Origin of the sequence: Pararhizobium polonicum (assembly GCF_001687365.1) — a bacterium.
Taxonomy (GTDB): Bacteria; Pseudomonadota; Alphaproteobacteria; order Rhizobiales; family Rhizobiaceae; genus Pararhizobium; species Pararhizobium polonicum.
This window is the reverse complement of record NZ_LGLV01000004.1, coordinates 664,639-687,638: the sequence shown is the minus strand read 5'-3', so window position 1 is coordinate 687,638 and position 23,000 is coordinate 664,639. Positions and strand designations below refer to the sequence as shown.

At 61.8% G+C, this 23,000-nt stretch carries 25 protein-coding genes and 1 pseudogene; 10 read left to right on the top strand and 16 right to left on the bottom strand.

The genetic code is table 11. From position 1 onward, the window contains the following. Nucleotides 1-70 precede the first annotated feature (70 nt). The 6 genes from pheT to infC form a co-directional block, all read right to left on the bottom strand. Nucleotides 71-2,497, bottom strand: coding sequence for a phenylalanine--tRNA ligase subunit beta (gene pheT / locus ADU59_RS05075; protein ID WP_068952249.1), 2,427 nt, complete (start codon nucleotides 2,495-2,497; stop codon nucleotides 71-73). 13 nt (nucleotides 2,498-2,510) lie between these two features. Beyond that, nucleotides 2,511-2,954, bottom strand: a complete 444-nt coding sequence (locus ADU59_RS05070) for a hypothetical protein (protein WP_068952247.1) — start codon at nucleotides 2,952-2,954, stop codon at nucleotides 2,511-2,513. Between the two features lie 14 nt (nucleotides 2,955-2,968). After that, nucleotides 2,969-4,054: a phenylalanine--tRNA ligase subunit alpha gene (gene pheS / locus ADU59_RS05065; RefSeq protein WP_068952245.1), complete on the bottom strand. Its 1,086-nt coding sequence runs from the start codon at nucleotides 4,052-4,054 to the stop codon at nucleotides 2,969-2,971. A gap of 107 nt (nucleotides 4,055-4,161) precedes the next feature. After that, entirely contained in the window at nucleotides 4,162-4,566 is a 405-nt protein-coding gene (rplT, locus tag ADU59_RS05060; protein WP_068952243.1) for a 50S ribosomal protein L20, read from the bottom strand. A 38-nt stretch (nucleotides 4,567-4,604) separates the two neighbouring features. Next, nucleotides 4,605-4,808 (bottom strand): 50S ribosomal protein L35, encoded by a 204-nt coding sequence (gene rpmI / locus ADU59_RS05055; protein WP_018323613.1) that lies wholly within the window; start codon nucleotides 4,806-4,808, stop codon nucleotides 4,605-4,607. A gap of 247 nt (nucleotides 4,809-5,055) precedes the next feature. After that, nucleotides 5,056-5,592, bottom strand: a complete 537-nt coding sequence (gene infC / locus ADU59_RS05050; protein ID WP_083198124.1) for a translation initiation factor IF-3 — start codon at nucleotides 5,590-5,592, stop codon at nucleotides 5,056-5,058. 217 nt (nucleotides 5,593-5,809) lie between these two features. On the opposite strand from infC, the gene ADU59_RS05045 reads away from it, so the two are divergent. Both ADU59_RS05045 and ADU59_RS05040 read left to right on the top strand, forming a co-directional pair. Next, a complete protein-coding gene (locus tag ADU59_RS05045; RefSeq protein WP_068952238.1) occupies nucleotides 5,810-6,613 on the top strand; it encodes an alpha/beta hydrolase in 804 nt (267 codons plus the stop codon). 226 nt (nucleotides 6,614-6,839) lie between these two features. Beyond that, complete coding sequence (locus tag ADU59_RS05040; protein ID WP_068952236.1) at nucleotides 6,840-7,463, top strand: transglutaminase-like cysteine peptidase; 624 nt, start codon at nucleotides 6,840-6,842, stop codon at nucleotides 7,461-7,463. 35 nt (nucleotides 7,464-7,498) lie between these two features. Here ADU59_RS05040 and ADU59_RS05035 read toward each other — a convergent pair. Continuing rightward, nucleotides 7,499-7,900: pseudogene (locus ADU59_RS05035) on the bottom strand (IS5 family transposase); the annotation flags it as partial. Between the two features lie 106 nt (nucleotides 7,901-8,006). Here ADU59_RS05035 and ADU59_RS05030 point away from each other — a divergent pair. From ADU59_RS05030 to ADU59_RS05020, 3 genes are all read left to right on the top strand, one after another. Next, nucleotides 8,007-8,348: a DUF2185 domain-containing protein gene (locus ADU59_RS05030; RefSeq protein ID WP_068952621.1), complete on the top strand. Its 342-nt coding sequence runs from the start codon at nucleotides 8,007-8,009 to the stop codon at nucleotides 8,346-8,348. Nucleotides 8,349-8,704: 356 nt separating this feature from the next. Further along, on the top strand, nucleotides 8,705-10,141 hold the full coding sequence (locus tag ADU59_RS05025; RefSeq protein ID WP_068952234.1) for an OmpA family protein: 1,437 nt from the start codon (nucleotides 8,705-8,707) through the stop codon (nucleotides 10,139-10,141). Between the two features lie 30 nt (nucleotides 10,142-10,171). Then, nucleotides 10,172-10,948 carry a hypothetical protein gene (locus ADU59_RS05020; protein WP_068952232.1) on the top strand — a complete coding sequence of 259 codons (777 nt, stop codon included), beginning with the start codon at nucleotides 10,172-10,174 and terminating at the stop codon, nucleotides 10,946-10,948. Between the two features lie 177 nt (nucleotides 10,949-11,125). Here the strand turns inward: ADU59_RS05020 and mbfA are convergent, their stop codons facing one another. Next, nucleotides 11,126-12,109 (bottom strand): iron exporter MbfA, encoded by a 984-nt coding sequence (mbfA, locus tag ADU59_RS05015; RefSeq protein ID WP_068952230.1) that lies wholly within the window; start codon nucleotides 12,107-12,109, stop codon nucleotides 11,126-11,128. 163 nt (nucleotides 12,110-12,272) lie between these two features. On the opposite strand from mbfA, the gene ADU59_RS05010 reads away from it, so the two are divergent. Next, nucleotides 12,273-13,094: a C40 family peptidase gene (locus ADU59_RS05010; RefSeq protein ID WP_068952227.1), complete on the top strand. Its 822-nt coding sequence runs from the start codon at nucleotides 12,273-12,275 to the stop codon at nucleotides 13,092-13,094. On the opposite strand, the gene ADU59_RS05005 is transcribed toward ADU59_RS05010, so the two are convergent. Both ADU59_RS05005 and ADU59_RS05000 read right to left on the bottom strand, forming a co-directional pair. Further along, nucleotides 13,084-14,325, bottom strand: a complete 1,242-nt coding sequence (locus tag ADU59_RS05005; protein WP_068952225.1) for an SAM-dependent methyltransferase — start codon at nucleotides 14,323-14,325, stop codon at nucleotides 13,084-13,086. The genes ADU59_RS05010 and ADU59_RS05005 overlap by 11 nt on opposite strands. Before the next feature lie 85 nt (nucleotides 14,326-14,410). Next, nucleotides 14,411-15,319 (bottom strand): EamA family transporter, encoded by a 909-nt coding sequence (locus tag ADU59_RS05000; protein ID WP_068952223.1) that lies wholly within the window; start codon nucleotides 15,317-15,319, stop codon nucleotides 14,411-14,413. A 193-nt stretch (nucleotides 15,320-15,512) separates the two neighbouring features. Here ADU59_RS05000 and ADU59_RS04995 point away from each other — a divergent pair, with 193 nt between their 5' ends. Both ADU59_RS04995 and ADU59_RS04990 read left to right on the top strand, forming a co-directional pair. Continuing rightward, nucleotides 15,513-15,764 (top strand): GlsB/YeaQ/YmgE family stress response membrane protein, encoded by a 252-nt coding sequence (locus ADU59_RS04995; protein WP_068952221.1) that lies wholly within the window; start codon nucleotides 15,513-15,515, stop codon nucleotides 15,762-15,764. A gap of 21 nt (nucleotides 15,765-15,785) precedes the next feature. Next, nucleotides 15,786-16,115, top strand: a complete 330-nt coding sequence (locus tag ADU59_RS04990) for a hypothetical protein (RefSeq protein WP_068952219.1) — start codon at nucleotides 15,786-15,788, stop codon at nucleotides 16,113-16,115. Nucleotides 16,116-16,188: 73 nt separating this feature from the next. On the opposite strand, the gene efp is transcribed toward ADU59_RS04990, so the two are convergent. After that, a complete protein-coding gene (gene efp / locus ADU59_RS04985) occupies nucleotides 16,189-16,758 on the bottom strand; it encodes an elongation factor P (protein WP_068952217.1) in 570 nt (189 codons plus the stop codon). A gap of 198 nt (nucleotides 16,759-16,956) precedes the next feature. Between efp and epmA the strand changes: the two genes are divergently transcribed. Together epmA and ADU59_RS04975 are read left to right on the top strand one after the other, a co-directional pair. Continuing rightward, nucleotides 16,957-18,027 (top strand): EF-P lysine aminoacylase EpmA, encoded by a 1,071-nt coding sequence (epmA, locus tag ADU59_RS04980; RefSeq protein ID WP_068952215.1) that lies wholly within the window; start codon nucleotides 16,957-16,959, stop codon nucleotides 18,025-18,027. After that, entirely contained in the window at nucleotides 18,024-19,088 is a 1,065-nt protein-coding gene (locus ADU59_RS04975) for a lysine-2,3-aminomutase-like protein (protein WP_068952213.1), read from the top strand. Before epmA ends, ADU59_RS04975 begins: the two co-directional genes overlap by 4 nt. Here the strand turns inward: ADU59_RS04975 and ADU59_RS04970 are convergent. The 5 genes from ADU59_RS04970 to ADU59_RS04950 form a co-directional block, all read right to left on the bottom strand. Next, complete coding sequence (locus ADU59_RS04970) at nucleotides 19,085-20,182, bottom strand: helix-turn-helix transcriptional regulator (RefSeq protein ID WP_068952211.1); 1,098 nt, start codon at nucleotides 20,180-20,182, stop codon at nucleotides 19,085-19,087. The genes ADU59_RS04975 and ADU59_RS04970 overlap by 4 nt on opposite strands. 235 nt (nucleotides 20,183-20,417) lie before the next feature. Continuing rightward, nucleotides 20,418-21,083, bottom strand: a complete 666-nt coding sequence (locus tag ADU59_RS04965; protein WP_068952209.1) for a YiaD family glycine zipper/OmpA-like lipoprotein — start codon at nucleotides 21,081-21,083, stop codon at nucleotides 20,418-20,420. A 166-nt stretch (nucleotides 21,084-21,249) separates the two neighbouring features. After that, nucleotides 21,250-21,627 carry a hypothetical protein gene (locus ADU59_RS04960; RefSeq protein ID WP_068952206.1) on the bottom strand — a complete coding sequence of 126 codons (378 nt, stop codon included), beginning with the start codon at nucleotides 21,625-21,627 and terminating at the stop codon, nucleotides 21,250-21,252. Between the two features lie 161 nt (nucleotides 21,628-21,788). Further along, entirely contained in the window at nucleotides 21,789-22,319 is a 531-nt protein-coding gene (locus ADU59_RS04955; RefSeq protein ID WP_068952204.1) for a GNAT family N-acetyltransferase, read from the bottom strand. Nucleotides 22,320-22,324: 5 nt separating this feature from the next. Next, nucleotides 22,325-22,900, bottom strand: a complete 576-nt coding sequence (locus ADU59_RS04950; RefSeq protein ID WP_068952202.1) for a helix-turn-helix domain-containing protein — start codon at nucleotides 22,898-22,900, stop codon at nucleotides 22,325-22,327. Nucleotides 22,901-23,000 lie beyond the last annotated feature (100 nt).

Below are 23,000 nucleotides of genomic sequence, written 5' to 3'. Positions count from 1 at the left end.
GACAACATGGCGGCGAGTGGTGATCAGAATACCGAGAGGGGTGAAAGCCGCCCTCTCGGTATCTGTGTTCTCAAGCCCGCAAAACCCCGCCGGTGTTCTTCGCCACATTGGCGATGATCTTGCCGGTCAAGGCTTCGAAATCCTCGTCGGTCAGCGTGCGCTCGGCCGGCTGGATGACGACTTCGATGGCGACCGACTTCTTGCCTTCGCCGACGGATGCGCCCTCGAAAATGTCGAAGACGTTGACGCCGGTGACCAGCTTGCGGTCGGCGCTCGATGCGGCCTTCAGGATCGCGCCGGCTTCAACGGATTTGTCGACCACGAAGGCGAAGTCGCGCTTGACGGCCTGGAAGGGCGACAGCTCCAGCGCCGGCTTGGTGCGGGTGGCCTTCTTCTTCGGCTCGGGCATGGCATCGATGGTGACTTCGAAGCCTGCGAGCGCGCCGGAGACGTCGAGCGCCTCCAGCACCTTCGGATGGAACTCGCCGAAATGGCCGAGCACGATCTTCGGGCCGAGCTTGATCGTGCCGGAGCGGCCGGGATGATACCAGGAGGGGCCACCGGCCTCGAACTGGACATTGCCCATCGGCACGCCGCAGGCTTCCAGAACCGCAATGGCATCGGCCTTGGCATCGAACACGTCGACCGGCTTGCCGCCGCCCTTGGCCGCATTCGACCAGGAGCGGCCGCTACCTGCAAGCGATGCCGTGCCGCGGCGGATACCGCCGGCAACCCGGCGCTGGCCCGACGGCGTGTCGTTCTCATAGATGCCGGAAACCTCGAAGATCGCCACATCGCCAAAGCCCTTGTCGGCATTGCGCTGGGCGGCGGTCAGGAGACCGGGCAGCAGCGACGGCCGCATGTCGGACATGTCGGCGGCGATCGGGTTTGCCAGCGAGAGTGACGCTGCGCCGCCGCCGAAAAGCTCGGCCTGCGCCTTGGAGATGAACGACCAGGTGACGGCCTCCAGCATGCCGCGCGATGCCAGCGCCCGCTTGGCCAGCCGGGTGCGGATCTGCAGCACGGTCAGGATCTTGCCATTGACGGCACCGAGCTTTTCGATCGGCTGCGGCTTGATATTGTCGACGCCGTGAATGCGCATGACTTCTTCGACAAGGTCTGCCTTGCCATCGACATCCGGCCGCCAGGAGGGAACGGAGACGGAAACACGTTCGCCCGAACCGGTGACGCCGAAGCCGAGACCCTTGAGGATCGAGAGGCTCTCCTGCGCGCTGACATCAAGGCCCGTCAGGCGCTTGACCTCGGAAACCGGGAAATCGACGGTCCTGGCCGTATAGCCGGCATAACCGACGATATCGGTCTTCGCCGCCGTGCCGCCGCAGATGTCGACGATCAGCTGGGTGGCGCGCTCGATGCCGGGAACCATATATTCCGGATCGACGCCGCGCTCGAAACGGTAGCGCGCATCGGTGATGATACCGAGCGAGCGGCCGCTCTTGGCGATGTTCATCGGGTCCCAGAGCGCCGATTCGATCAGCACGTCGGTGGTGTTTTCGTCGCAGCCGGAATGCTCGCCGCCCATGATGCCGCCGATCGATTCGATGCCGTTATCGTCGGAGATCACCACATTGGCCGGCGACAGCGTGTATTCGCGCGTGTCGAGCGCCAGAACCTTTTCGCCTTCAACGGCACGGCGGACGGTGAGATTGCCCTTGACCTTGGCGGCATCGAAGACGTGCAGCGGCCGGCCCTGGTCGAAGGTCATGTAGTTGGTGACGTCGACCAGCGCATTGATCGGGCGAAGGCCGATGGCGATGAGCCGCTGCTGCATCCATTTCGGGCTCGGGCCGTTCTTCACACCGCGCACCAGGCGGAGCGCGAAACCGGGGCAAAGATGCGCGTCTTCGCCGAGATCGAGCGTCACCTTGGTGGTGGTCTCGCCCTCGGTCTTGAAGGCCGGCTGCGGCGCTGTCTTCAGCGTGCCGAGGCCGGAGGCGGCGAGATCGCGGGCGATGCCGTGGATCGAGGTGCAGTCCGGACGGTTCGGCGTCAGGTTGATCTCGATCAGCGGATCGTCGAGCCCGGCATAGGCGGCAAAGCTCGTGCCGACCGGGGCGTTTTCCGGCAGGTCGATGATGCCGTCATGGCTGTCCGACATCTGCAATTCTTTTTCCGAGCACATCATGCCGTGGCTCTCGACGCCGCGGATGGTGCCGACGGCGAGCGTCACGTCGATGCCCGGAACATAGGCGCCGGGGGCGGCGAAGGCGCCGATCAGGCCGGCGCGCGCATTCGGGGCGCCGCAGACGACCTGGATCGGGGCGCCCGTGCCGGTATCGACCATCAGCACCCGCAGCTTGTCGGCCTGCGGGTGTTTTTCGGCCGAGACGACCTTGGCGATGACGAAGGGCTTGAACGCGGCCTTGTCGTCGACATCCTCGACCTCCAGCCCGATCGCCGTCAGGCGCTCGCAGATCTGTTCAAGGGTGGCATCCGTTTCCAGATGATCTTTCAGCCAGGAGAGTGTGAATTTCATCTAAGAAGCCAATCTAGTTGACGTTGAAAGAGTTCAGGCGCTTCATTTCCGTGACATCAACACGTTCACTGAATTGAAAACCGGGTAAGCAATCTTGGCGCATTGCATGAAGTAGTATGGCCGCCATCTCTTGGGCGTCATTAGAGCGCTCTACTCCCGTAATGTGGTCTTCGAAAACTTTGGCGGCATTTAAAACGTTAGTGGGTGCGAAAAGTCTAAGTGACGCTCGGCTTTGCTGAAATTTCGCGTTGGCGTCTGCGGAACTTGGGTTGGCGGTTACATCGAAAATGGAATGAATGTAATTCTCATACCTACTTTGGATGGATTCGTTGTATTTGAATTTTCTTTCAAGGGATTTCTGGTAATAAAATGCGATCATACCAAATATTGTTACAAGTGTTGCGGCAATTACCGGCATAAACGTGGTTAGAAATTTAGTGTATTCTTCGCTAAACATATTTTTTATTCCTTTTAAGAACTCAAACCGCCAAACAGCGTTGGCATGTCGAGCGGGCGAAAACCGTAATGGCTCATCCAGCGGACGTCGGCGTCGAAGAAGTTTCTGAGGTCCGGCATGCCGTATTTCAGCATGGCGATGCGGTCCAGCCCCATGCCCCAGGCAAAGCCCTGATAGACGTCGGGATCGAGGCCGCCGGCGCGCAGGACGTTGGGGTGCACCATGCCGCAGCCGAGGATTTCCATCCAGTCGGTGCCTTCGCCGAACTTGACGATCGGGCCGGAGGAACGGTCGCACTGGATGTCGACCTCGAAGGACGGCTCGGTGAACGGGAAGAACGACGGGCGAAACCGCATCGTCACATCGTCGACCTCGAAAAAGGCCTTGCAGAACTCTTCGAGAATCCAGCGCATGTTGGCGACGTTCGACTTGGTGTCGACGACGAGGCCTTCGACCTGGTGGAACATCGGCGAATGCGTCGCGTCGCTGTCCTGCCGGTAGGTCTTGCCGGGGATGATGATGCGGATCGGCGGCTTCTGCGCCTCCATCGTGCGGATCTGCACCGGCGAGGTATGCGTGCGCAGCACCTTGCGCTCGCCCTTGTCGTCCGGATTGAAGAAGAACGTGTCGTGCATCTCGCGGGCCGGATGGCCTTCGGGGAAATTCAGCGCGGTGAAATTGTAGTAGTCGGTCTCGATATCCGGACCTTCGGCGATCGAGAAGCCCATGTCGGCGAAGATGGCGCTGATCTCGTCGATGATCTGGCTGATCGGATGGATGCGGCCGCGCTCGGCCGGCGAGGAGCGCACCGGCAGCGAGATATCGACGGTCTCGCGGGCCAGGCGCTCGGCGATCGCCGCGTCCTTGAGGTCCGACTTGCGGGCGGCGATCGCGGCAAAGACATCGGTCTTCAGCGCATTGATGGCGGCGCCGCGCGTCTGGCGCTCTTCCGGCGTCATGGTGCCGAGCGTCTTCAGCAGCTCGGAGATCGAGCCCTTCTTGCCCAGCGCGTTGACACGCACGGCTTCGATGGCGGCCTCGTCGCCGGCAGCGGTCACTTCGGCCAGCAGGTTCTCTTTCAGTGCTTCCAGATCGGACATCGTTTATTTCCCGGTTTCATCCCGTGATCGGTCAAAGAAAAACCCGCGCCAGCCGTGCCAGCGCGGGTTTCCCAATTCAAATTCCAAAAGGCTGGGAAGCGCTGGTCTTAACGAACCGCGCTTTCAAACTCGTTGGTGGTGCCTGCGTCCTTGAGGTATTCCAGCGCCTTCTTGGCAGCGGCGACGAGCGCGCCGAATGCTGCCGGCTCATGGATAGCCATGTCGGACAGAACCTTGCGGTCGACTTCGATGCCAGCCTTCGACAGACCGTCGATGAAACGGCCGTAGGTCAGGCCATGTTCGCGAACGGCAGCGTTGATGCGCTGGATCCAGAGAGCGCGGAAGTTGCGCTTGTTGACCTTGCGGTCGCGATAGGCAAAAGCCTTCGAACGATCCACGGCTGCCTTGGCGGCGCGGATGGTATTCTTGCGGCGGCCGTAGAAGCCCTTGGCTGCCTTGAGTGTCTTCTTGTGCTTGGCGTGAGCTGCTACGCCGCGTTTTACACGTGCCATGTCATGATCTCCTTAAAAATCCAAAAGTGCCAGACGTCTTAGAGACCGTTGGGCAGGTAGTTCTTGATGACCTTCTTGCCATCAGGCTCTGCAAGCACCATGGTGCCACGCGCATCGCGAATGAACTTGTTGGACCGCTTGATCATGCCGTGGCGCTTGCCTGCGGCAGCTGCCATGACCTTGCCGGTGGCGGTGATCTTGAACCGCTTCTTGGCCGAGGATTTCGTCTTCATCTTGGGCATTTTGCTACTCCATTTTTCTTGATTTCGAGATCGACTGACGAGGTCGTCTCCAGCGTAAAGAACGGCCACGGCATGCCCTGCCGGACCGTTCGGACGGGGGCTTGTAACCGAAGCGCCCGCAAAGTGCAATGGGATTCGGGAAACGCCCCGATATTTCCGTATTGCCAGCCTTCGATAGGAAAGCCGTCCATATGAAAAAGCCGCCGGATTGGCGGCTTTCATCAGGTGCGATCCTGAAAACAGGTGTTTAGCGCGGTGCCAGCACCATCATCATCTGACGGCCTTCGAGCTTGGGCTCGGCTTCGACCTTGGCGATGGTCACGGTGTCTTCCTTGACCTGAAGCAGAAGCTTCATGCCGAGTTCCTGGTGGGCCATTTCACGGCCGCGGAACTTCAGCGTCACCTTGACCTTGTCGCCTTCCTCGAAGAAGCGGTTCATCGCCCGCATCTTCACGTCGTAGTCGTGCGTGTCGATGTTGGGACGCATCTTGATCTCCTTGATCTCGATGATCTTCTGCTTCTTGCGTGCTTCCGCCGCCTTCTTCTGGGTGGCGTATTTCAATTTGCCCAGGTCAAGGATCTTGCACACCGGCGGCTCCGCATTCGGCGAGATCTCGACGAGGTCGAGACCCAGTTCTTCCGCCATGCGGAGCGCCTGATCGGTGGGGATGCTGCCGTGGTTGACACCTTCGGCGTCGATGAGCTGAACCCGGAGGGACCGGATTTCCTTGTTAGAGCGGGGCCCGTCTTTTGTCGGGGCGTCCGTTTTGAACGGTCTGCGAATGGTCGTACTCTCCTCGAGCTGTTAAGTCTGCAATGTCGGATGATAGCGCTATGTCCCGGCAAACGTGCCGTTCAACTGCCGCTTGGTCTTCATGTGTAAATTGCTGCGGAAAAGTCAATAACACAGCTCTTTGCAAAAATCACCACCTGTCAGGCATTCGGAGAATCTGTTTTAGAAAGAAAATCGGCGGCAAACGCTCAAAACAGGGAAAAGTTGCATGTCATTGCCAATCTCGGACGCCACGCCCGACACTTTAGATGTCGGCAGCGGTGTCGAATCGCGCCGCATCGCCATGCGCATCCTGCCCGCGGAAAACGGAAACAGCCGGCCGGCGCTGGTCTGGCTCGGCGGATACCGCTCAGACATGGCCGGCACCAAGGCCGTCGAGCTCGAGCGTCATGCGGCGGCATCCGGCAGCGCCTGCATCCGCTTCGACTATTCCGGCCATGGCCTTTCCGGCGGCGCCTTTGCCGACGGCACCATGTCCCGCTGGCTGGAGGAAAGCCTTGCGGTCATCGATCATGTCGGCCCCGGGCGGATGATCCTCGTCGGCTCGTCGATGGGCGGCTGGGTGGCGCTGCGGCTGATCGCCGAGCTGCGCGCCCGCGGCGAGGGTGGCCGGATCGCCGGTCTGGTGCTGATCGCGCCGGCGCCCGATTTCACCAGCGACCTGATCGAGCCGAACCTGACGGAGGCCGAGCGCACATCGCTGGCCGAGCGCGGCTATTTCGAGGAGCCGACGCCCTATGGTCCCGATCCCAATATCTATACCGCCCGGCTGATCGAGGACGGCCGGCAGAACCGGGTGCTCACCGGCATCATCGAGACCGGCTGCCCGGTGCATATCCTGCAGGGCATGCAGGATCCCGACGTGCCCTATGGCCATGCGCTGAAGCTGATGGAGCATCTGCCATCCGACGATGTCGTGATGACGCTGATCCGCGATGGCGATCATCGCCTGTCGCGGCCACAGGATATCGAGCGGATTCTGGCCGCCGTCGATGCCGTGGCGGCGGGCTGAACCCCCTCGAAAACCGGGCGTGATGCGCATTTGCCGCGCATCTTAACCATATCCGGTAATCCCCAATTCTCCAGATTGACTTCGTTTCGGGCGCGCTGTTAACTCTTTGTTAACGATTAGAGCAGCCTGCGGCGGAGTTTGACCGCGAAAGCTGACGACAGTTTCAGATTTTCGCGGGGATTCTTCGGGACTGTTCCGGAAGAAAGCCCCGTCACAGGGGACTTGTATGGCGCAGTTGACTGGGATTAGGAAAGTGGTCGTGGCACTTGCGGCTGTTTTCGCATCGGCAGGCGCGGCAATCCCGGCGCCGACGGTGACCGCGCTCTCGATGCAGACCGGCGCCATCACCTCCCAGCCGATCGGCCATTACGAATTCTGCCAGACCCATCGCGCCGAATGCGAGATCAAGTCCAAGTCGACGGTTGCGCCGCGCGTCACCGATTTTGGCTGGTCGGTCATCCGTCAGGTCAACCTCACCGTCAATCGCGAGATCACGCCGATGACGGATATGGAGCTTTACGGCAAGGAAGAGGTCTGGGCCTATCCGGATGCCGGCGCCGGCGACTGCGAGGACTTCGTCCTCCTGAAGCGCAAGCGCCTGATGGAGAAGGGCTTCTCCCCGTCCGATCTTCTGATCACCGTTGTCCGCAAGCCGGATGGCGAAGGCCACGCGGTTCTGACCGTGCGCACGGCGCAGGGCGATTTCATCCTCGACAATCTCGACAACGAGGTGAAGCTCTGGACAAAGACGCCCTACCGCTTCCTCAAGCGCCAGGCCACCTTCAACACCGGTCGCTGGGTCACGATCGAAAACGGCGCGGAAGTGCTGGTTGGTTCGGTCGGGAACTAAGCCGTAGACTCATAAACGCGGAGCCACAGGCGCATTCAGGCGAGTTGGATCATGGCAATGAAGTTTTCGGCCAGCTGATCGTAGCGGGTGGCAACGCGTCGGAAGTGCTTCAACTTGGAGAAGAAGCGCTCGATCAGGTTCCGCTCTCGCGGTAGAGCCAAGTGCTGAAGTACGGTTTTGACCGGCGGTTGGTCTTGGGTTGAATATTGGCGCACGCGCCCCTGCCACGGAGAGACGCCCGGATGCGATCGGCTTCGTAAGCCTTGTCCGCGACGACGATTGTTCCAGCAGCAACGTGGTCGAGCAAATCGTCGGACAGCTTGTCCGTCATGGCTTTGCCCAGCCGTCAGGCTCAGCCGGATCGGGAGGCCTTGCCCATTAACGACCGCATGGATTTTCGTCGTGAGCCCGCCTCGGGAACGACCGAGACAATGATCTCGATACGATACGCGAATGCGCTCCCTCCGTACATTGCACTTGGTCTTGACCTTGACCGTAGTGGGCTTTGGTGTTCCGGTTAAATTCGAAAGCAGGAAAACGTCAGTGAGCAAAGATTTCAAGCTGTCCGCAAATCAAATCCGGCCGCTAGCAAAGGGGCGCGGTGGGGCGATTGCAAGCGATCGGATAACAGTCGATGGTCGCCCTGTAGGTTATATGTATCGCACTCGGCCCCTTAACGACATCGATAGCGGGTGGGCTTTTCTCGCGGGTGATGAGAGCGATGATTACATGGCCGAGGTCAACAACCACGCAATCTATGACGTGAATACAATTGCCAACTACGACCCCGAGATCATCCCGCTACTGGATGCTCCCGTTGGGTCAGCCTACGTCCGCACATCTTCAGGTTTGGTCCCCGACCCGCAGGGTGCACCAAGCGAATAGCGACCTCGGCTAGCGGCCGCGCGCACCGGCCATCGGCCGCTCCACAGATAAACGTATAGGCTGCACCGGTTGCCGGAGAAGGTTCCGCGCAAGGCATAAAACGCGCCGCAACATCGTCCCGGTACGATTGCCCCCTCCCCAGCGTCACGCGCCGCGCCTGTCTCTCGTGCGGATGCTGGGATTGTGGCGTTTGGCGCCCGCGCAACAAAGCCGTTGCGCCAACGGAACTTCTTGCGGGGAAAGCCGTTGTAGTAGCCAGTCCGATACTATCGGAGGTCGAAATCCCGTGCTCATGCATAATCTTCGTCAATACACGTCATGCTTGAATTGTTTGTTTTCAGTTTAAGGAGAAGTCGATGAGTCAGCCGTCAAAATGGTGGTGGGGTCTGCTCCCGCTGGTTCTCCTGTGGTTCGTGGCCACGGGTGTCGTGCATAAATCCATTGTTGCCGATCTCCGCGACCGGGCAACCGCCGCGCTCGGGTCGTCGATCGCAGACCCGGCCATTGCCGTTGCCGGCCGTGATGTCTCCATTTCAGGCATGACGTTTTCCACCGAGGACGCGGCCAAGACTGCCAGTACCGCCGCATCGGTATGGGGTGTCCGCAAAGCCGTCAGTGATGCCAGGACACCGGCCGTCGCAGCGCCTTTTGACTGGAGCGCTACGCGAGACGGAGAAGCCGTCAGCCTGACCGGCAATGTACCCAACCCGTCCATCCGCGATAAAATCGTCGCTGCCGCCAAAGCGGCTTTTTCCGGCGCTGCCATCAAGGATGACATGACCTATGCCAGCGGTGCACCGGCCGGATACGATATCGCTGCGCTGTTCGGCCTGGAACAGCTCGGCCACCTGACGGGCGGCGGGGTTTCGCTTTCCGACACGGCACTTTCGCTTTCCGGAAACGCCGCGACGCAGGACCTCTACGATCAGGTGGCCGCCGGGCTGAAAGCCCTGCCGCAGGGATTCACGCTGGCCAAGTCGGATGTCGTGGCACCTGCCAAACCGGCCGCCGTTCCGGTTGCCGTCGCAGTCCCGGTTGCTGCCGTACCCGCCGGCTACGCCTTCGCGGCGACCAAGGATGCCGGAACGCTGACGCTCACCGGCAATTATCCGGATGAAGACACCCACAGCAAGATCGCCGATGCGGTCAAAGGTCTGTTTGCGGGGAGCGCTATCGCCGACAAGCTGACGGCGGCAACCGGCGCGCCGGCCGGCTTCGGTGATGCGGCCGTGGCGGCGCTTGGCGCCTTGTCGCGGCTGGCCAGCGGCGCTGTGTCCCTGTCGAACACCGACGCCAAACTTTCCGGCGAGGCCCTGTATCAGCAGGCCGTGGGGAGCATTCAAGAGAGCTTCGCGGCGGCGCTGCCCACCGGCTTTACCGCACAACCGGTCGAGATATCGGTGCGCGCCGCCGAACCGGCCGTCGATGCGGCGGGCTGCCAGACAACGCTCAATTCCCTGCTGAGCACGGCGACGATCAATTTTGAAACCGGCAAGGCACAGATATCGTCTGCCTCCAAGGGCCTGCTCGATCTGATCGTCGCCACGGTTGGCCGTTGCCCGGAAAACAAGACGATCGAAGTGTCGGGTAATACCGACAGCACCGGTGACGAAGCCGCAAATGTCGCTCTTTCCGAGCAGCGCGCCAAGTCGGTCGTCGCCTACCTGCAGGATGCCGGTGTCTCGCCCGGCCGCCTGGCCGCCTTCGGTTACGGCTCTTCCCGTCCGGTCGCGTCAAACGACACGGAAGAGGGCCGCACGAAGAACCGCCGCATTGAATTTTCTGTCAAATAATCAAATAGGGCAAATAGGGAGTGTGCAATCATGATGTATCTGCTTTCGCATTATTGGCTCTGGATGCTGCTGGCGCTCATCCTCGGCGGCATTGTCGGCTTTTCCAGCTTCCTGCGGACCGGCAGCGGCGCGCTGTCGGTCGCATGGCCGGGCTGGTTCAAGCTTCTGTCCCTGGCTTTCATCGTCGGCGTGGCGGTGGCGGTTCTGAAACTGCTGCCGGGCACGATCGGCCATTATCTGGAGACGGCGCTGCTGTTTGTCGGCAGCTATATCGTCGGATGTTTTGCCGGAAGCTGGCTGGCCAGCCTGCGGGCGCCTGAAGTCGAAGCGGCGGCCCCAAGCCAGCGGTTCGCATCGGCTGCACCGGTCCCGGCGGCTCCCATCCCTGCACAGGCTCCGGTAAGAGCTGCGGCTCCTTCCGTGGCGCCGGTTGCCGCCGCCACGCCTGTCACCGCTGCTGCGCCCGCCGCCGTCGCGGCGGTCTCGCAGCCGCCGGTTGGCAGCGACGGCCATCCCGGCATTCGCCCGAAAACCGAAGCCAGGGGTGCGACTGCTCCCGACAACCTCAAGCGGGTCGCCGGCATCGGCCATGTCAATGAAGAGAAGCTCAACGAACTCGGCATCTGGTATTTCCGCCAGATTGCCGCCTGGACGGATGAAAATGCCGAATGGGTCGGCTCCTACCTCGCCTTCCCGGGACGGATCGAGCGCGAACACTGGGTCAGCCAGGCGGCCAAGCTGGCGCAAGGGATCGATACCGAGTTTTCCCGCAAGGTCGATCGCGGCGAAGTGCCGACGTCGCTGTAGTCATTGCCGGCTGCAAGGCCAGCGATGAAGGTGGTTTTTGTCTGGATTTGCACAAGGCAGCTCAGGTTCAACAGAACATGAGCTGCCTTGTGTTTTTGCTTTCAGACAATTCCGTGCAGCGGCCGGGTTGATCAAGAGCCGGGTCAGAGATCCCGGCAGCTCTGGTTGCGATCGATGTCAGGCATTGCCGATCAGGACACCCGCCGCCAGCACCAGACTGCCGCCGATCACCACCTGGAACGCCGCGCGCAAAAACGGTGTTTCCATGTACTTGTTCTGGATGAAGGCGATGGCCCAGAGTTCGAAGAAGACGATGATGCCGGCGGTGATCGTCGCCGTCCAGAAATGCGGGATGAGATAGGGCAGGGCGTGGCCCAGCCCGCCGAGTGTCGTCATGATGCCGCAGGCAAGGCCGCGCTTGATCGGCGAACCGCGCCCCGAAAGCTTGCCGTCGTCATGGGCGGCTTCGGTGAAGCCCATCGATATGCCGGCGCCGACCGAGGCCGAAAGGCCGACCAGAAAGGTCTGCCAGGTATCCTGCGTCGCGAATGCGGCGGCAAAGATCGGCGCGAGCGTCGAGACCGAGCCGTCCATCAGCCCGGCAAGGCCCGGCTGTACATAGGTGAGCAGGAACTGGCGGTGCGCGGCCTCGTCCTCCTTTTTGCGCGCATCTTCCGGCACATGCTTTTCCGTCAGCATACGGGCAATGTCCTCGTGCCCCTGTTCGGCCAGGGCCAGGTCTCCCAGCAATTGCCGGGTCGCGGCATCCGACGTGTTCTTCGCCGCCTCGACATAGAAGTTATAGGCCTGCGTTTCCATCAGCTCCGCCTCCTGGCGCATGGCGTCGAGCGACTGGTTGTGGCGCAGCCAGTCCGGGCGGCGGGTCAGGAAGCCGCTGACATGCTCGCGCCGGATCAGCGGAATGCGCTCGCCGAACCGCCGGCGATGCATGTCGATCAGCATGTTTTTGTGGGTGTTTTCCACCTCGGCCATGTCCTCGAAAACCTTGGCGGAATCCGGATATCTGTCCTTCAGCGCATCGGCATAGGCGAGATAGATGCGGCTGTCGTCTTCCTCGGATGAAATGGCAAGCGCCAGAACCTCCTGTTCGGAGAGGGAGGAGAGAGAGCGTTTGAAAGCGGAAAACAGGCGGGAAAACATGACGGCAGGGACCTAGTTTAGAATTATTCTAAAAATAGGAGCCCATCACGAAAAGGTCAAGCCGAAACACGCGCGGCTGAACCCTGGCAGGACTCGACAGGCAGCCGGATAACTTCCTACATAAACAGAACGACGAACCGCCTCTGCGAAAGCCGCTTTCCGCATGAACCCGCTCCTCACCAGCAAGGATACGTTTCTCGACCGTGTCGGCATGGCGCTGGCGGGAAGACTGACGGCAAAGACATCCGGCTATGAGCCCTACACGCCATCCGATCCCGAAACCCTGGCGCGGACGCTGAGACCGGGCGATATCCTCCTGATCGAAGGCAATCACAAGGTCTCGGCGGCGATCAAATATCTCACCCAGTCGACCTGGTCGCATGCCGCCTTCTTCGCCGGCGACGAAATTCCGCTGACGCTGGACGAGGCAACGCTGCCGGTGATCGATCGGCCGCAGCTCATCGAGGTCAATCTGGGGCAGGGCTGCGTCGCGGTGCCGCTCAGCAAATATGCGACCTACAACACCCGCATCTGCCGGCCCGTCGGACTGACGCCGGACGACCGCAACGCCGTCCTGTCGTTCATGATCTCACGGCTGGGCCTGAAATACGACATGAAGAACATCCTCGACATGCTGCGTTTCTTCATGCCGACACCGCCGGTGCCGGTGCGCTTTCGCCGCCGCATGCTGGCCTTCGGGTCCGGCGATCCGACGCGGGCCATCTGCTCGACGCTGATCGCCCAGGCCTTCGAGCAGATCCGCTATCCGATCCTGCCGGAGATCACCCGCGCGCCCGGCCGGGCTGCGGCAACGTCGTCCTATTCCCGCGCCGAGATCCTGCATATCCGCCATCACTCGCTCTATACGCCGCGCGATTTCGATCTCTCGCCCTATTTCGCCGTGGTGAAGCCGACGCTGGAATACGGCTTCGACTACAAGCGGCTGCAATGGCAGGCGGACGGCGATCAGTCGCTCATAGGGTGATGTTGAGCGTCTGTTCCCGCACGATATAGGCCTTCTGCCGGTCGGTGATGTAGTCGCGCACGATCGGCGCGGCATCGCGCGAACGTGACAGCTGCATGTGGAAGACCAGCTGGCTGCCGGTGCGGAACATCATCTCGCAGCTGATCAGGTAGAATTCCCACATGCGGGCAAAGCGTTCGTCATACATCTCGACGACCTTGGCGCGGTTCTTCTCGAAGCGCTCGACCCAGTGCTTGAGCGTCGTCGCATAGTGGACCCGCAGGAATTCCAGATCGCTCACCCAGAGATGGTTTTGCTCCACCACCTCGAAAACCTCGGACAGGGCGGGGGAATAGGCGCCGGGGAAAATATATTTGCGCAGCCAGGCGCTGGCCATGCCGGGCGGGCTCATATGGCCGATCGAATGCAGCACGGCGATGCCGTCGTCCGGCATCAGCGCGTTCAGCTTCTTGAAGAATTCGTCGTAGTGGCTGACGCCGACATGCTCGAACATGCCGACCGAGACGATGCGGTCGAAGGTCTCGTCGACCTCGCGGTAGTCGCGCAGCTCGAAGCGGACCCGGCCTTCGAGCCCGGCATCCTTGGCGCGCTGCGTCGCCAGCGCCTGCTGTTCCTTCGACAGCGTCACGCCCAGCACCTCGACATCCTCGAGCTGGGCGAGATAGAGCGCCAGATCGCCCCAGCCGCAGCCGATATCGAGTACCTTCATGCCCGGCCGCAGGCAGAGCTTGGAGGCCAGCAGCCTCAGCTTGTTGCGCTGCGCCTGCTCCAGCGTCTCGTCCGGCTCGCGGAAATAGGCGCAGGAATAGAGCATGTGCTCGTCGAGGAAGAGTTTGTAGAAATCGTTGCCGAGATCGTAGTGATGCGCGACGTTGCGCTGCGCCTCGCCCTTGACGTTGGACTGCTGGCGCTTGCGGAAGCGCATCTTGATGGCGCGCAGCGCCTTCTGGATCGGATAGGAGCCGAGCGACAGCCGGTTGATCGAAAACAGCGTCAGGAAATCGCGTAAGTTCGAGCCTTCCTCGAAGCGTAGCGTACCGTCCATATAGGCTTCGCCGGCGGCCAGTTCGGAATTGAAGACGAGGCTGCGGTAAAGCTTGCGATCGGTCAGCCGCATGGTCACTTCAGGGCCGGGCTCGCCGGAAAAAACATGCGGTTTGCCATCGGCGTCGATAACGGTCAGCTGGCCCTTGCGGATGAAGGCTTTCATCATATGCGACAGTGGAAACATGCATACCTCGATGGATAAAACGACGCTTACGAAGCCGCACTCTATCACCGGGTTTGCAAAAAGCGCGGCACTATTTCGTGAAAATTCAACGGCCGGTGGCGGTCGCTCCGGCGCTTGCAGTGACCACGAGTATGGTGCCGGTGATCTGCAGCGCCGTCATCGGCTGGCTGAGAACGAGGAAACCGGCAATGGCGCCGAGCGCCGGCTCCAGGCTCATCAGGATGCCGAAGGAGGACGTGCTCATGCGGCGCAGCGCGATCATTTCCAGCGCATAGGGGATCAGCGGCACGAGGAGGGCGAGACCGGCGACGGCGACGACGCCTTCAACGGTCATGCGCGAGACCTCCATCAGCCCGAACGGCGTTGCAACGATCGCCGCCACGATCAGCGACATCGACAGGCCCTGCAGGCCTTCGAAGGTGCTTCCGGCCTTCTTCATCAGGACGATATAGAGCCCCCAGCCGGTGGCGGCGCCAAAAGCAAAGAGAATGCCGGTGGGATCACCGACCCAGCCGTTGCCGTCATGGGCGAGCAGCAGCACGCCGGCCCCGGCGATCAGCGGCCAGACGAGCCGCCAGCCAAGGCCGAAGGCGAAGGTGGCGACGGCAAGCGGTCCGAGAAAATCGATGGCGACGGCAAGGCCGAGCGGAATGCGCTCGATCGCCGCGAAGAAACACATCGTCATGCCCGCCATGGATGCGCCAAGCAGCCCCGCCGTCTTCCACTGCGCCCGCGAATAGCGCAGGACCGGCGGCCGGACGATGATGGCAAGCAGGAGGGCTGCCCAGATCAGCCGCAGCCAGGTGGTGCCGAAAGGGCCATAGGCGGCAATCGCCGGTGCCGAAAACGCAGAGCCGAATTGCACGCTCGACATCGACAGAAGACACATCAGGCCACCGGTGAGGGCAGCGGTTGAGCCGGCACCCGGCGGCACGTGCGCCGGCGGAATGGGTCCATCGTTCCGGTAGGCCGGTGCTGCTGTCTGCTGATCCAAGATGCCATCCTCCAAGGGCGATACCGATCGTCCGTGTTCGGCTCTACCGAAGGCGGGGGTGATCGGCAAATTCATATTTGTGGGGGTTAACATCAGGGCATTTGATAGAGCGCCCGTCCGGCCCGGAACATAATGGCGACAAAGCCGTTATGATGGTTGCAGCAGCAGTTGCGTTTCAATCAAGGAGCAAGACATGGGTGTCAATGGTGTAGGGTGGATCGCAGCAATCATCATCGGCGGCTTTGCCGGCTGGATGGCAGAAATGTTCATGAAGTCCAACACGGGCCTGTTCATGAATATCATTCTCGGCATTCTCGGCGCCGTCGTCCTCAATGCCATTCTGTCCTTTGCCGGAATGGGGTTCACGGGCTGGCTCGCCTATCTGGTCATCGGCTTTATCGGTGCCTGCCTTCTCATCGCAGTCGGACGGGCCGTCAGGCGATAACGTTCACTGAAGGAGAAAAACATGCTGACATTCGCAGCCGAAGGCAACGGCCAGGGCAAGCTGGAGATCAATGGCAATTCCCAGCCGGTCTCCTACGAACTGGTCGTGGCCCGCGAGGACGACGATAGGCAGCAGGTCCGCATCCGGCTCAATGCGCCGCGCGACTGGCTGTTGAAGCAGGGCTTCAATGGCGATGCCATCCTTGTCCGGGGAAACGGATCACGCATCGCCGTGCGCCGGGAAGGCGGGCTGGATGTCGATGACGCTGTTTCGGTGACGCTGGAAGGCTACGACGACACGCATGGCGACGCCGGCGACGTGTCCGAGGCCTATCCGGAACTGAAGCACTAGCGTCGCATTGTGAGGCGGGAACGACAACGGGCGCGGTTTGAAGCCGCGCCCGTTGTCGTGCCTGATGTCAGGATCAGTCCTTGGCGCGTTCGACGTAGGACGCGTCTTCGGTCAGGATGACGACGCGGGTGCCGACGCCGATATGCGGCGGCACCATCGTGCGCACGCCATTCGTCAGGATCGCCGGCTTGTAGGAAGATGAGGCCGTCTGGCCCTTGACGACCGGTTCGGTCTCGGCGATTTCCAGCGTCATGCGGGTCGGCAGTTCCAGCGCCAGCGCGATGCCTTCGAACATCTTCAGCTGAACCGTCATGCCCTCTTGCAGATAGGCCTTGTCGTCGCCGACGACGTCAGGCGAAACGGCGACCTGATCGTAGTTCTGCGGGTTCATGAAGTGGAAGCCTTCGCCATCCTCGTAGAGGAAGGTGTGTTCGCTGTCCTCGACGAAGGCGCGCTCGACCTGTTCGGTGGTGCGCCAACGCTCGGAAACCTTCACGCCGTCGGAAATGCGGCGCATGTCGACCTGGGTGACCGGCGTGCCCTTGCCGGGATGAAAGTTCGCGGCGGTCAGAACAGCGTAGAGTTTGCCGTCGACTTCGAGAACATTGCCCTTGCGGACTGAGGAGGCGATTACCTTGACCATAAGTCTTCCTTGTAACTGAGCTTGATGCGTCGTAGAGGAGCGCACGAAATATGCGCGTCACAGACGCCAGAATGCGTTTTCGGGCCGCACCTATCCTATATTTCGGCAAATTGCCAGTGTGACGGCGGATCCGGCTCGAAGAAACCGTGCAATTGCGCGAAGGATCGGACGATCCGGTAATTAGGACACAGGACCTTGATGCCCGCTGCCTCCCCCTGGTGGACCCCCGATGTCCATGCCGACCGCCGTGGTTTCCTCCTCGGCCGCAACCGGATTCAGGCCGCCCTGCGCGGTTTTTTCGCTGCGCACGATTTCATCGAGGTGGATACCGCGACGCTGCAGGTGTCGCCCGGCAACGAGGCGCATCTGCATGCCTTTGCAACGCAGGCTATCCATCACGACGGGAGTGCCGCGCTGCTCTATCTCCACACCTCGCCCGAGTTTGCCTGCAAAAAGCTGCTGGCGGCCGGCGAGGAGCGGATCGCCTGCTTCGCCCATGTCTATCGCAACCGCGAGCGCGGGCCGCTGCATCATCCGGAATTCACCATGCTCGAATGGTACCGGGCCGGCGAAACCTATGATGCGCTGATGCGCGATTGCGCCGATATTCTCGGCCTTGCAGCCGAAACGGTGGGGGCAAAGCAGCTGACCTATCGTGGCGGACAAGCCGATCCCTTCGCAGAGCCCGAGCGCATCACCGTCGCCGAAGCCTTCGCGCGTTTTGCCGATGTCGATCTTCTGGCCTCCATCGACCGCAACGGCGAGACCGATCGGGACCGTCTGGCGGAGACCCTTCGCGCCGCCGGGCTGCGTGTCGCCGGGGACGATACCTGGGCCGATCTGTTCAGCCGGGTGATCGTCGAGAAGGTCGAGCCCAACCTCGGTTTCGGCCGCGCCACGGTCCTGTACGAATATCCGGTCGCCGAAGCCGCTCTCGCCCGGCCAGCACCGCATGATGCGCGGGTGGCGGAACGGTTCGAGCTTTATGCCTGCGGCGTCGAGCTTGCCAATGCCTTCGGCGAACTGACCGATGCGCGCGAACAGCGCCGCCGCTTCGCAATGGAGATGACCGAGAAAAGCCGCGTCTACGGCGAAACCTATCCGCTGGACGAGGATTTTCTGAGAGCCCTGGAAATCATGCCGCAGGCGAGCGGCAGCGCGCTCGGCTTCGACCGGCTGGTGATGCTGGCGACGGGCGCATCGCGGATCGATCAGGTCATCTGGGCGCCGGTGGCCGAAACCGACCCTATGGGCAAGGATCGCCCATGACCGCGCTTCGCTCCCTGAAAACCATCGACGATCTGGAAGAGGCGCGGCTGGTTGCCGCAGCCCGGCGCCCCGGACTGGACGATGTCGCGGCCCGCTATGCGGTGGCCATCACGCCGGCGATCGCGGCGCTGATCGATCCCGACGATGCCAACGATCCGATTGCCCGCCAGTTCGTGCCCGATGCGGCCGAGCTCGTCCGCCTGCCGGAAGAGCGCGAGGATCCGATCGGCGACGGCGCGCATAGCCCTGTCGAAGGCATCGTTCATCGCTATCCCGATCGCGTGCTGCTGAAGGCCGTGCATGTCTGCCCGGTCTATTGCCGCTTCTGCTTTCGCCGCGAAATGGTCGGGCCGCAGGGGCTCGGCACGCTTGCATCGCAGGCGATGGACAATGCCTTTGCCTATATCGCCGCCCACACGGAAATCTGGGAGGTGATCCTCACCGGTGGCGATCCGCTGGTGCTGTCGCCACGCCGGCTTGCCGCCATCATGGAGCGGCTGGCGGCGATCGATCACGTCAAGATCGTCCGCTTCCACACCCGCGTGCCGGTCGTCGAGCCGGAGCGCGTCGATGCTGCCCTGATCGCCGCGCTGAAGGCCAGCGGCAAGACCACCTATCTGGCGCTGCACGCCAATCATCCGCGCGAACTGACGGCCGATGCCCGCGCCGCCTGCGCCCGTCTGGTCGAGAGCGGCATCGTCATGGTCAGCCAGTCGGTGCTGTTGAAGGGCGTCAATGACGATGCCGATACGCTGGCCGCCCTGATGCGGGCCTTCGTCGAAAACCGGATCAAGCCCTATTATCTGCACCATCCCGATCTGGCCCCCGGCACCAGCCATTTCCGCCTGACGATCGAGGAGGGCCAGGCATTGGTCGCGTCCCTGCGCGGCCGTGTCTCCGGTCTCTGCCAGCCCGCCTATATCCTCGATATTCCCGGCGGCCACGGCAAGACGGTGATCAGTGCCGCGACCATCGAGGACAATGGCGGCGGCTGTTATACGGTCTCGGATTTTCATGGCGAAACGCACGCCTATCCGCCTGTCGTCGCAGGGCAGGATTAGAGACGAATACGGCCGAACAGGGCGCTGAGTTCGGATTGCCGGCCGGTGTCCGTCTTGCGGAAAATCGAGCGGATATGGCTTCGGACGGTCTCGTAGCCGATCCCGTGCCGGCAGGCGATATCGACGGCGCTCATGCCGCTGGCGACAAGAAGCGATATCCTCGTTTCGGCCGGCGTCAGGTCAAACAGCGCCATCAGCGTTTCCGGCTTCAGCTGTACATCCTCGTCGGGATCCTCGATCAGGGCCATGGCGCAGGAATGTGAAAACACATCGGCGAGATGGGTACCGAACCGTTCGAACCGGGCAATCAGCGGCCGTTTGCCGGGGCGCGACAAGCGAACGGCAGACAAGGCATCGATGGATTGTCCGGGAGCCTGTATGGCGATTTTGAGTTCGCGGTTGAAACGGGCGGTTTCCGCCGCGGAAAAAGCCCGGACCTCTCCCCGTGAAATCCGCAAATCACCGGTAAACAGTGCGTCGGCCTTCGGGTTGGTCAGCGTGACAAGGCCTTTGCGGTTAAAGAAGATACAGCCGATATTCGAGGTCTCGAAGGCCGCCGCCATGCCCATGACCCTGCTTGCATCGATATGCTGGGCGAGCTGCAAAGCGGTCTGAAGCCGGGTTCGAATGGCGTGGAAATGCGGCATGTCGTCGGGCTGGGGAGAATCCTCTGCCACGCTGTTCTGAAGCACGAAATACAGCTCATCCGTGGCCGACGAGATATTCATCAGGACGGAATCGCCGACCCCGTATTTTCGCATGAACTTGTAATATTCGTGGTGGTCGAATTGTTCCCTGGAGACGTAGTTCGCCTCCAGCACCACGCCTGCGCGCAGGAGTGGTGGCAGAAGTTGCGCCCGGAAATCCCGTGTGCCCCAGTCTTCGCGAACATAGCCTTCCAGGAGGCCGTCGAGATTTTCGGTGCTGAGTGCCGCGCCAAAGGCACCGCGTCCGGCCGGCTCCATGATGTTGGCGCCCAAGGCACCGCTCGCCCTGCCGATGGCTTCGATCGTCGGCAGCCACAGCGACGGCTCGAAAACGGCCGTCTGGACCCGGTCCAATGCCTGAGAGAGGAGTTCGGCGTCGACGCGCATTCGTATCTGCTCACGTTCGCAATAACCGACTTTAGGTTCGGATCGCGCTTCGCGTCAATGGTGTACGCCCGGCTTTCACGCGCAGGCAGCGTCGCAGTTTGTGCGATGCGGCATCCCGGCTCGCACGCCGCGCATAAAAAACCGGCCACCGCATGATCCGGCCCCCGAACGCTGAACGTCAACGTCTGGGGGCCGTTCACGCGGTGGCCGGCCTTTTGAAACCCGGGCTGTCGGATCAGCCTTCCTTGATCGGCGCGATCGAGATTTCGACGCGGCGGTTCTGGGCGCGGCCGTCCGGGCTGCCGTTCGATGCGACGGGGCGGTCGGGACCGTAGCCGACAGCCGACATGCGGCGCTGATCGACGCCACGCGAGCCGAGGTAGTTGGCGACGGAGACGGCACGCCGCTCCGAAAGGCCCTTGTTGTAGCTGGCGCTGCCGGTCGAATCCGTATGGCCATCGACATCGATCAGCGTCTTGTTGAACTTGCGCAGCACGATCGCCACGGAATCCAGCGTCGGATAGAAGCCGGTGTTGACCTGATCCTGATCGGTGGCGAAGGTGATGTTGGACGGCATGTTGAGAATGATGCGGTCGCCGACGCGGGTGACCGAAACGCCGGTGCCCTGCAGCTGTGCGCGCAGCTCCGATTCCTGGCTGTCCATGTAGTTGCCGATCAGGCCGCCGCCGAGCGCGCCGATGCCGGCGCCGACCAGGGCCGCATCGCGCCGGCCCGCCGAGCTTCCGCCGACCAGAAGACCGGTGGCCGCACCAAGCCCCGCGCCGATCAGCGCGCCGCCGGCCGTATTCGACATTTTCTGCTGGCCCGTATACGGGTCGGTGGTGGTGCAGCCGGACAGATAGACGGCGGCGATGGCCAGAACGGCGATTTTCTTGATCATGGAATCAAAGGTCCTCAATGGTGCTCACTCTGCTTCATACTACCGATTGCGGCAGGAAGATGAAGAGGACAGGCACATTAAAAGGATAGAAGGCTCAAACAGTGCCGATACCGGTCACGATTGACGCGGGAACGGGCGCAAGGCACCGTTCCCGCTCTTGCGTTTTCTATTCGGTCAGGTCGATCTCTTCCGTGCTGCCGCCCTGGCAGGTGTAGCAGCAATCGGTGCAGGTTTCGGCGTTGTCCGGGCCTGTGCCCCAATAGGTTTCCTTGTCGCCGGAAATCCAGGCGCCGTAGCAGATCTTTTCGCCCTGGTCGCAGGACAGCGGGATTTCCTTGGTTTCGCCGTCGTCCAGCAGGTAAACCTGGTTATTGCCCGGCCAGACATGGTCGCGGTCCTGGCTGTAAAGCTCGACTTCGACGGCGTTCGGATGGCTGTTCTTCATCTGGAAGGTCACATCGGCGGCCGTGGCGGCGGATACGCTGCCGAGGGCCAGAAGGATGGACAGCACGGCCAGGCTCGCGCGTTGACGAATGGTTTTCATGGGTTCCCCTTAAGAATATCGGCCTTGCGGCTGAAATTCAGCTAGCACGAGGATCAGGGATGCGGAATGGCGAAATTCGCTGTTTTTTCCGCAGGATATGGCCATTTTTGGTGGTAATCGCAGGGGCGTGTGGCTGTCGCCGATATGTATGCCGATGTGTATCAGGCGCCGGAAAGAGACTTGTAGAAGAAGGTCGAGCCGCAATAGCTGCCGTCCGGCATCAGGGCATATTGCGGAATGACGCCGACGCGCTGCCAGCCGAATTTCTCATAGATGGATTCCGCCGGGCTGCCGGTTGCGGTGTCGAGAACGAGCACATGCCGGCCGTGATCGGCAGCCGCGCGTTCGGCGGCGTCCATCAAAAGCCGCGAAAGCCCAAGCCCGCGCGCCTTGCGGTGAACGAGCAGCTTCTTCAGGTCGGCGCGGTGCGGCTGGTTGGGCATTGTGCCGATCCCGAGCTGAACCGTGCCGAGGATGTCGCCGTCTTTCTCCGCCACGATCAGGACCGTGTCCCCCTCGGTCACCGCGCGGGCAACACCGTGCCAGTAGGGCAGTGCATCTTCCGGCGTGTACGGCGACAGGAAGCCGACGGACGCACCGCCTTCGACGCAGTCGGACAGGATGTCGGCCAGCGCGGCAAGGGCCGCCGTGGTTTCGGACGGGGTGAGCGTGCGGGTGGTGATCTGGGGCATCGGGACTATACTTTGCTGCGGTTGAGAATGATGGCGTAGCGGGCCGGCTTGCCATGCGGATTGTGAAAGGCATGGGCGTCGTTGAGCCGCATGAACAGGCAGTCGCCCACTTCCAGCACATGGGTTTCATCGCCGGCGGTCATGGTGAGCTTTCCCTCGAACAGCCAGAGATGCTGGGTAAGGCCGGCGTCGAATTGCTGTCGTTCGAACACGACGCGGGCGCCCGGCGGAAACTCGACCTCGACGATATCGACCGGCGACCCAGTGCCGTCGGGCGAGACCGAACGGCGCAGATAGCCGGTGTCCGGATCGCGCCAGACCCGCTGCCCGTCGCGGCGCGACAGCGGGCTTGCGGTCTGCTCAGCGCTCGCAAAGAAGCGCGACAGCGTGGTGCCCAGCGCGCTGCAGAGCCGCGACAGCAGCTGCGCCGTCGGGCTTGCCTCGCCGCGCTCGATGCGCGAAATCATTGCCCGGCTGACGCCGGCACGGGTCGCCAGATCGTCAAGCGTCATCGCCTGTGCCAGCCGCAGCGATTTCATCCGTTCGGCAATATCGGTTTCGAAGTCATTCGAATTTTCCATTATAAGAGAATTATATGATCCTATAGTGGAGTCAACGCGGGAGCCGCTGTTTTCTTGCCGCGCGGCTGAAATTCCACGAAACGGCGCCGCGCACCGAATG

Excerpts from the sequence above, each read along its gene's own strand:
- efp (WP_068952217.1), bottom strand. The coding sequence starts at position 16,758 with ATGGTCAAGGTAATCGCCTCCTCAGTCCGCAAGGGCAATGTTCTCGAA.
- pheS (WP_068952245.1), bottom strand. The coding sequence starts at position 4,054 with ATGTCCGATCTGGAAGCACTGAAAGAGAACCTGCTGGCCGAAGTGACC.
- ADU59_RS05045 (WP_068952238.1), top strand. The coding sequence starts at position 5,810 with ATGTCATTGCCAATCTCGGACGCCACGCCCGACACTTTAGATGTCGGC.
- ADU59_RS05020 (WP_068952232.1), top strand. The coding sequence starts at position 10,172 with ATGATGTATCTGCTTTCGCATTATTGGCTCTGGATGCTGCTGGCGCTC.
- rpmI (WP_018323613.1), bottom strand. The coding sequence starts at position 4,808 with ATGCCCAAGATGAAGACGAAATCCTCGGCCAAGAAGCGGTTCAAGATC.
- ADU59_RS04995 (WP_068952221.1), top strand. The coding sequence starts at position 15,513 with ATGGGTGTCAATGGTGTAGGGTGGATCGCAGCAATCATCATCGGCGGC.
- ADU59_RS04955 (WP_068952204.1), bottom strand. The coding sequence starts at position 22,319 with ATGCCCCAGATCACCACCCGCACGCTCACCCCGTCCGAAACCACGGCG.
- mbfA (WP_068952230.1), bottom strand. The coding sequence starts at position 12,109 with ATGTTTTCCCGCCTGTTTTCCGCTTTCAAACGCTCTCTCTCCTCCCTC.
- ADU59_RS04990 (WP_068952219.1), top strand. The coding sequence starts at position 15,786 with ATGCTGACATTCGCAGCCGAAGGCAACGGCCAGGGCAAGCTGGAGATC.
- ADU59_RS04965 (WP_068952209.1), bottom strand. The coding sequence starts at position 21,083 with ATGATCAAGAAAATCGCCGTTCTGGCCATCGCCGCCGTCTATCTGTCC.
- ADU59_RS05010 (WP_068952227.1), top strand. The coding sequence starts at position 12,273 with ATGAACCCGCTCCTCACCAGCAAGGATACGTTTCTCGACCGTGTCGGC.
- rplT (WP_068952243.1), bottom strand. The coding sequence starts at position 4,566 with ATGGCACGTGTAAAACGCGGCGTAGCAGCTCACGCCAAGCACAAGAAG.
- ADU59_RS04960 (WP_068952206.1), bottom strand. The coding sequence starts at position 21,627 with ATGAAAACCATTCGTCAACGCGCGAGCCTGGCCGTGCTGTCCATCCTT.
- ADU59_RS04970 (WP_068952211.1), bottom strand. The coding sequence starts at position 20,182 with ATGCGCGTCGACGCCGAACTCCTCTCTCAGGCATTGGACCGGGTCCAG.
- pheT (WP_068952249.1), bottom strand. The coding sequence starts at position 2,497 with ATGAAATTCACACTCTCCTGGCTGAAAGATCATCTGGAAACGGATGCC.
- ADU59_RS05040 (WP_068952236.1), top strand. The coding sequence starts at position 6,840 with ATGGCGCAGTTGACTGGGATTAGGAAAGTGGTCGTGGCACTTGCGGCT.
- ADU59_RS04975 (WP_068952213.1), top strand. The coding sequence starts at position 18,024 with ATGACCGCGCTTCGCTCCCTGAAAACCATCGACGATCTGGAAGAGGCG.
- ADU59_RS05025 (WP_068952234.1), top strand. The coding sequence starts at position 8,705 with ATGAGTCAGCCGTCAAAATGGTGGTGGGGTCTGCTCCCGCTGGTTCTC.
- ADU59_RS05070 (WP_068952247.1), bottom strand. The coding sequence starts at position 2,954 with ATGTTTAGCGAAGAATACACTAAATTTCTAACCACGTTTATGCCGGTA.
- ADU59_RS04950 (WP_068952202.1), bottom strand. The coding sequence starts at position 22,900 with ATGGAAAATTCGAATGACTTCGAAACCGATATTGCCGAACGGATGAAA.
- epmA (WP_068952215.1), top strand. The coding sequence starts at position 16,957 with ATGCCCGCTGCCTCCCCCTGGTGGACCCCCGATGTCCATGCCGACCGC.
- ADU59_RS05005 (WP_068952225.1), bottom strand. The coding sequence starts at position 14,325 with ATGTTTCCACTGTCGCATATGATGAAAGCCTTCATCCGCAAGGGCCAG.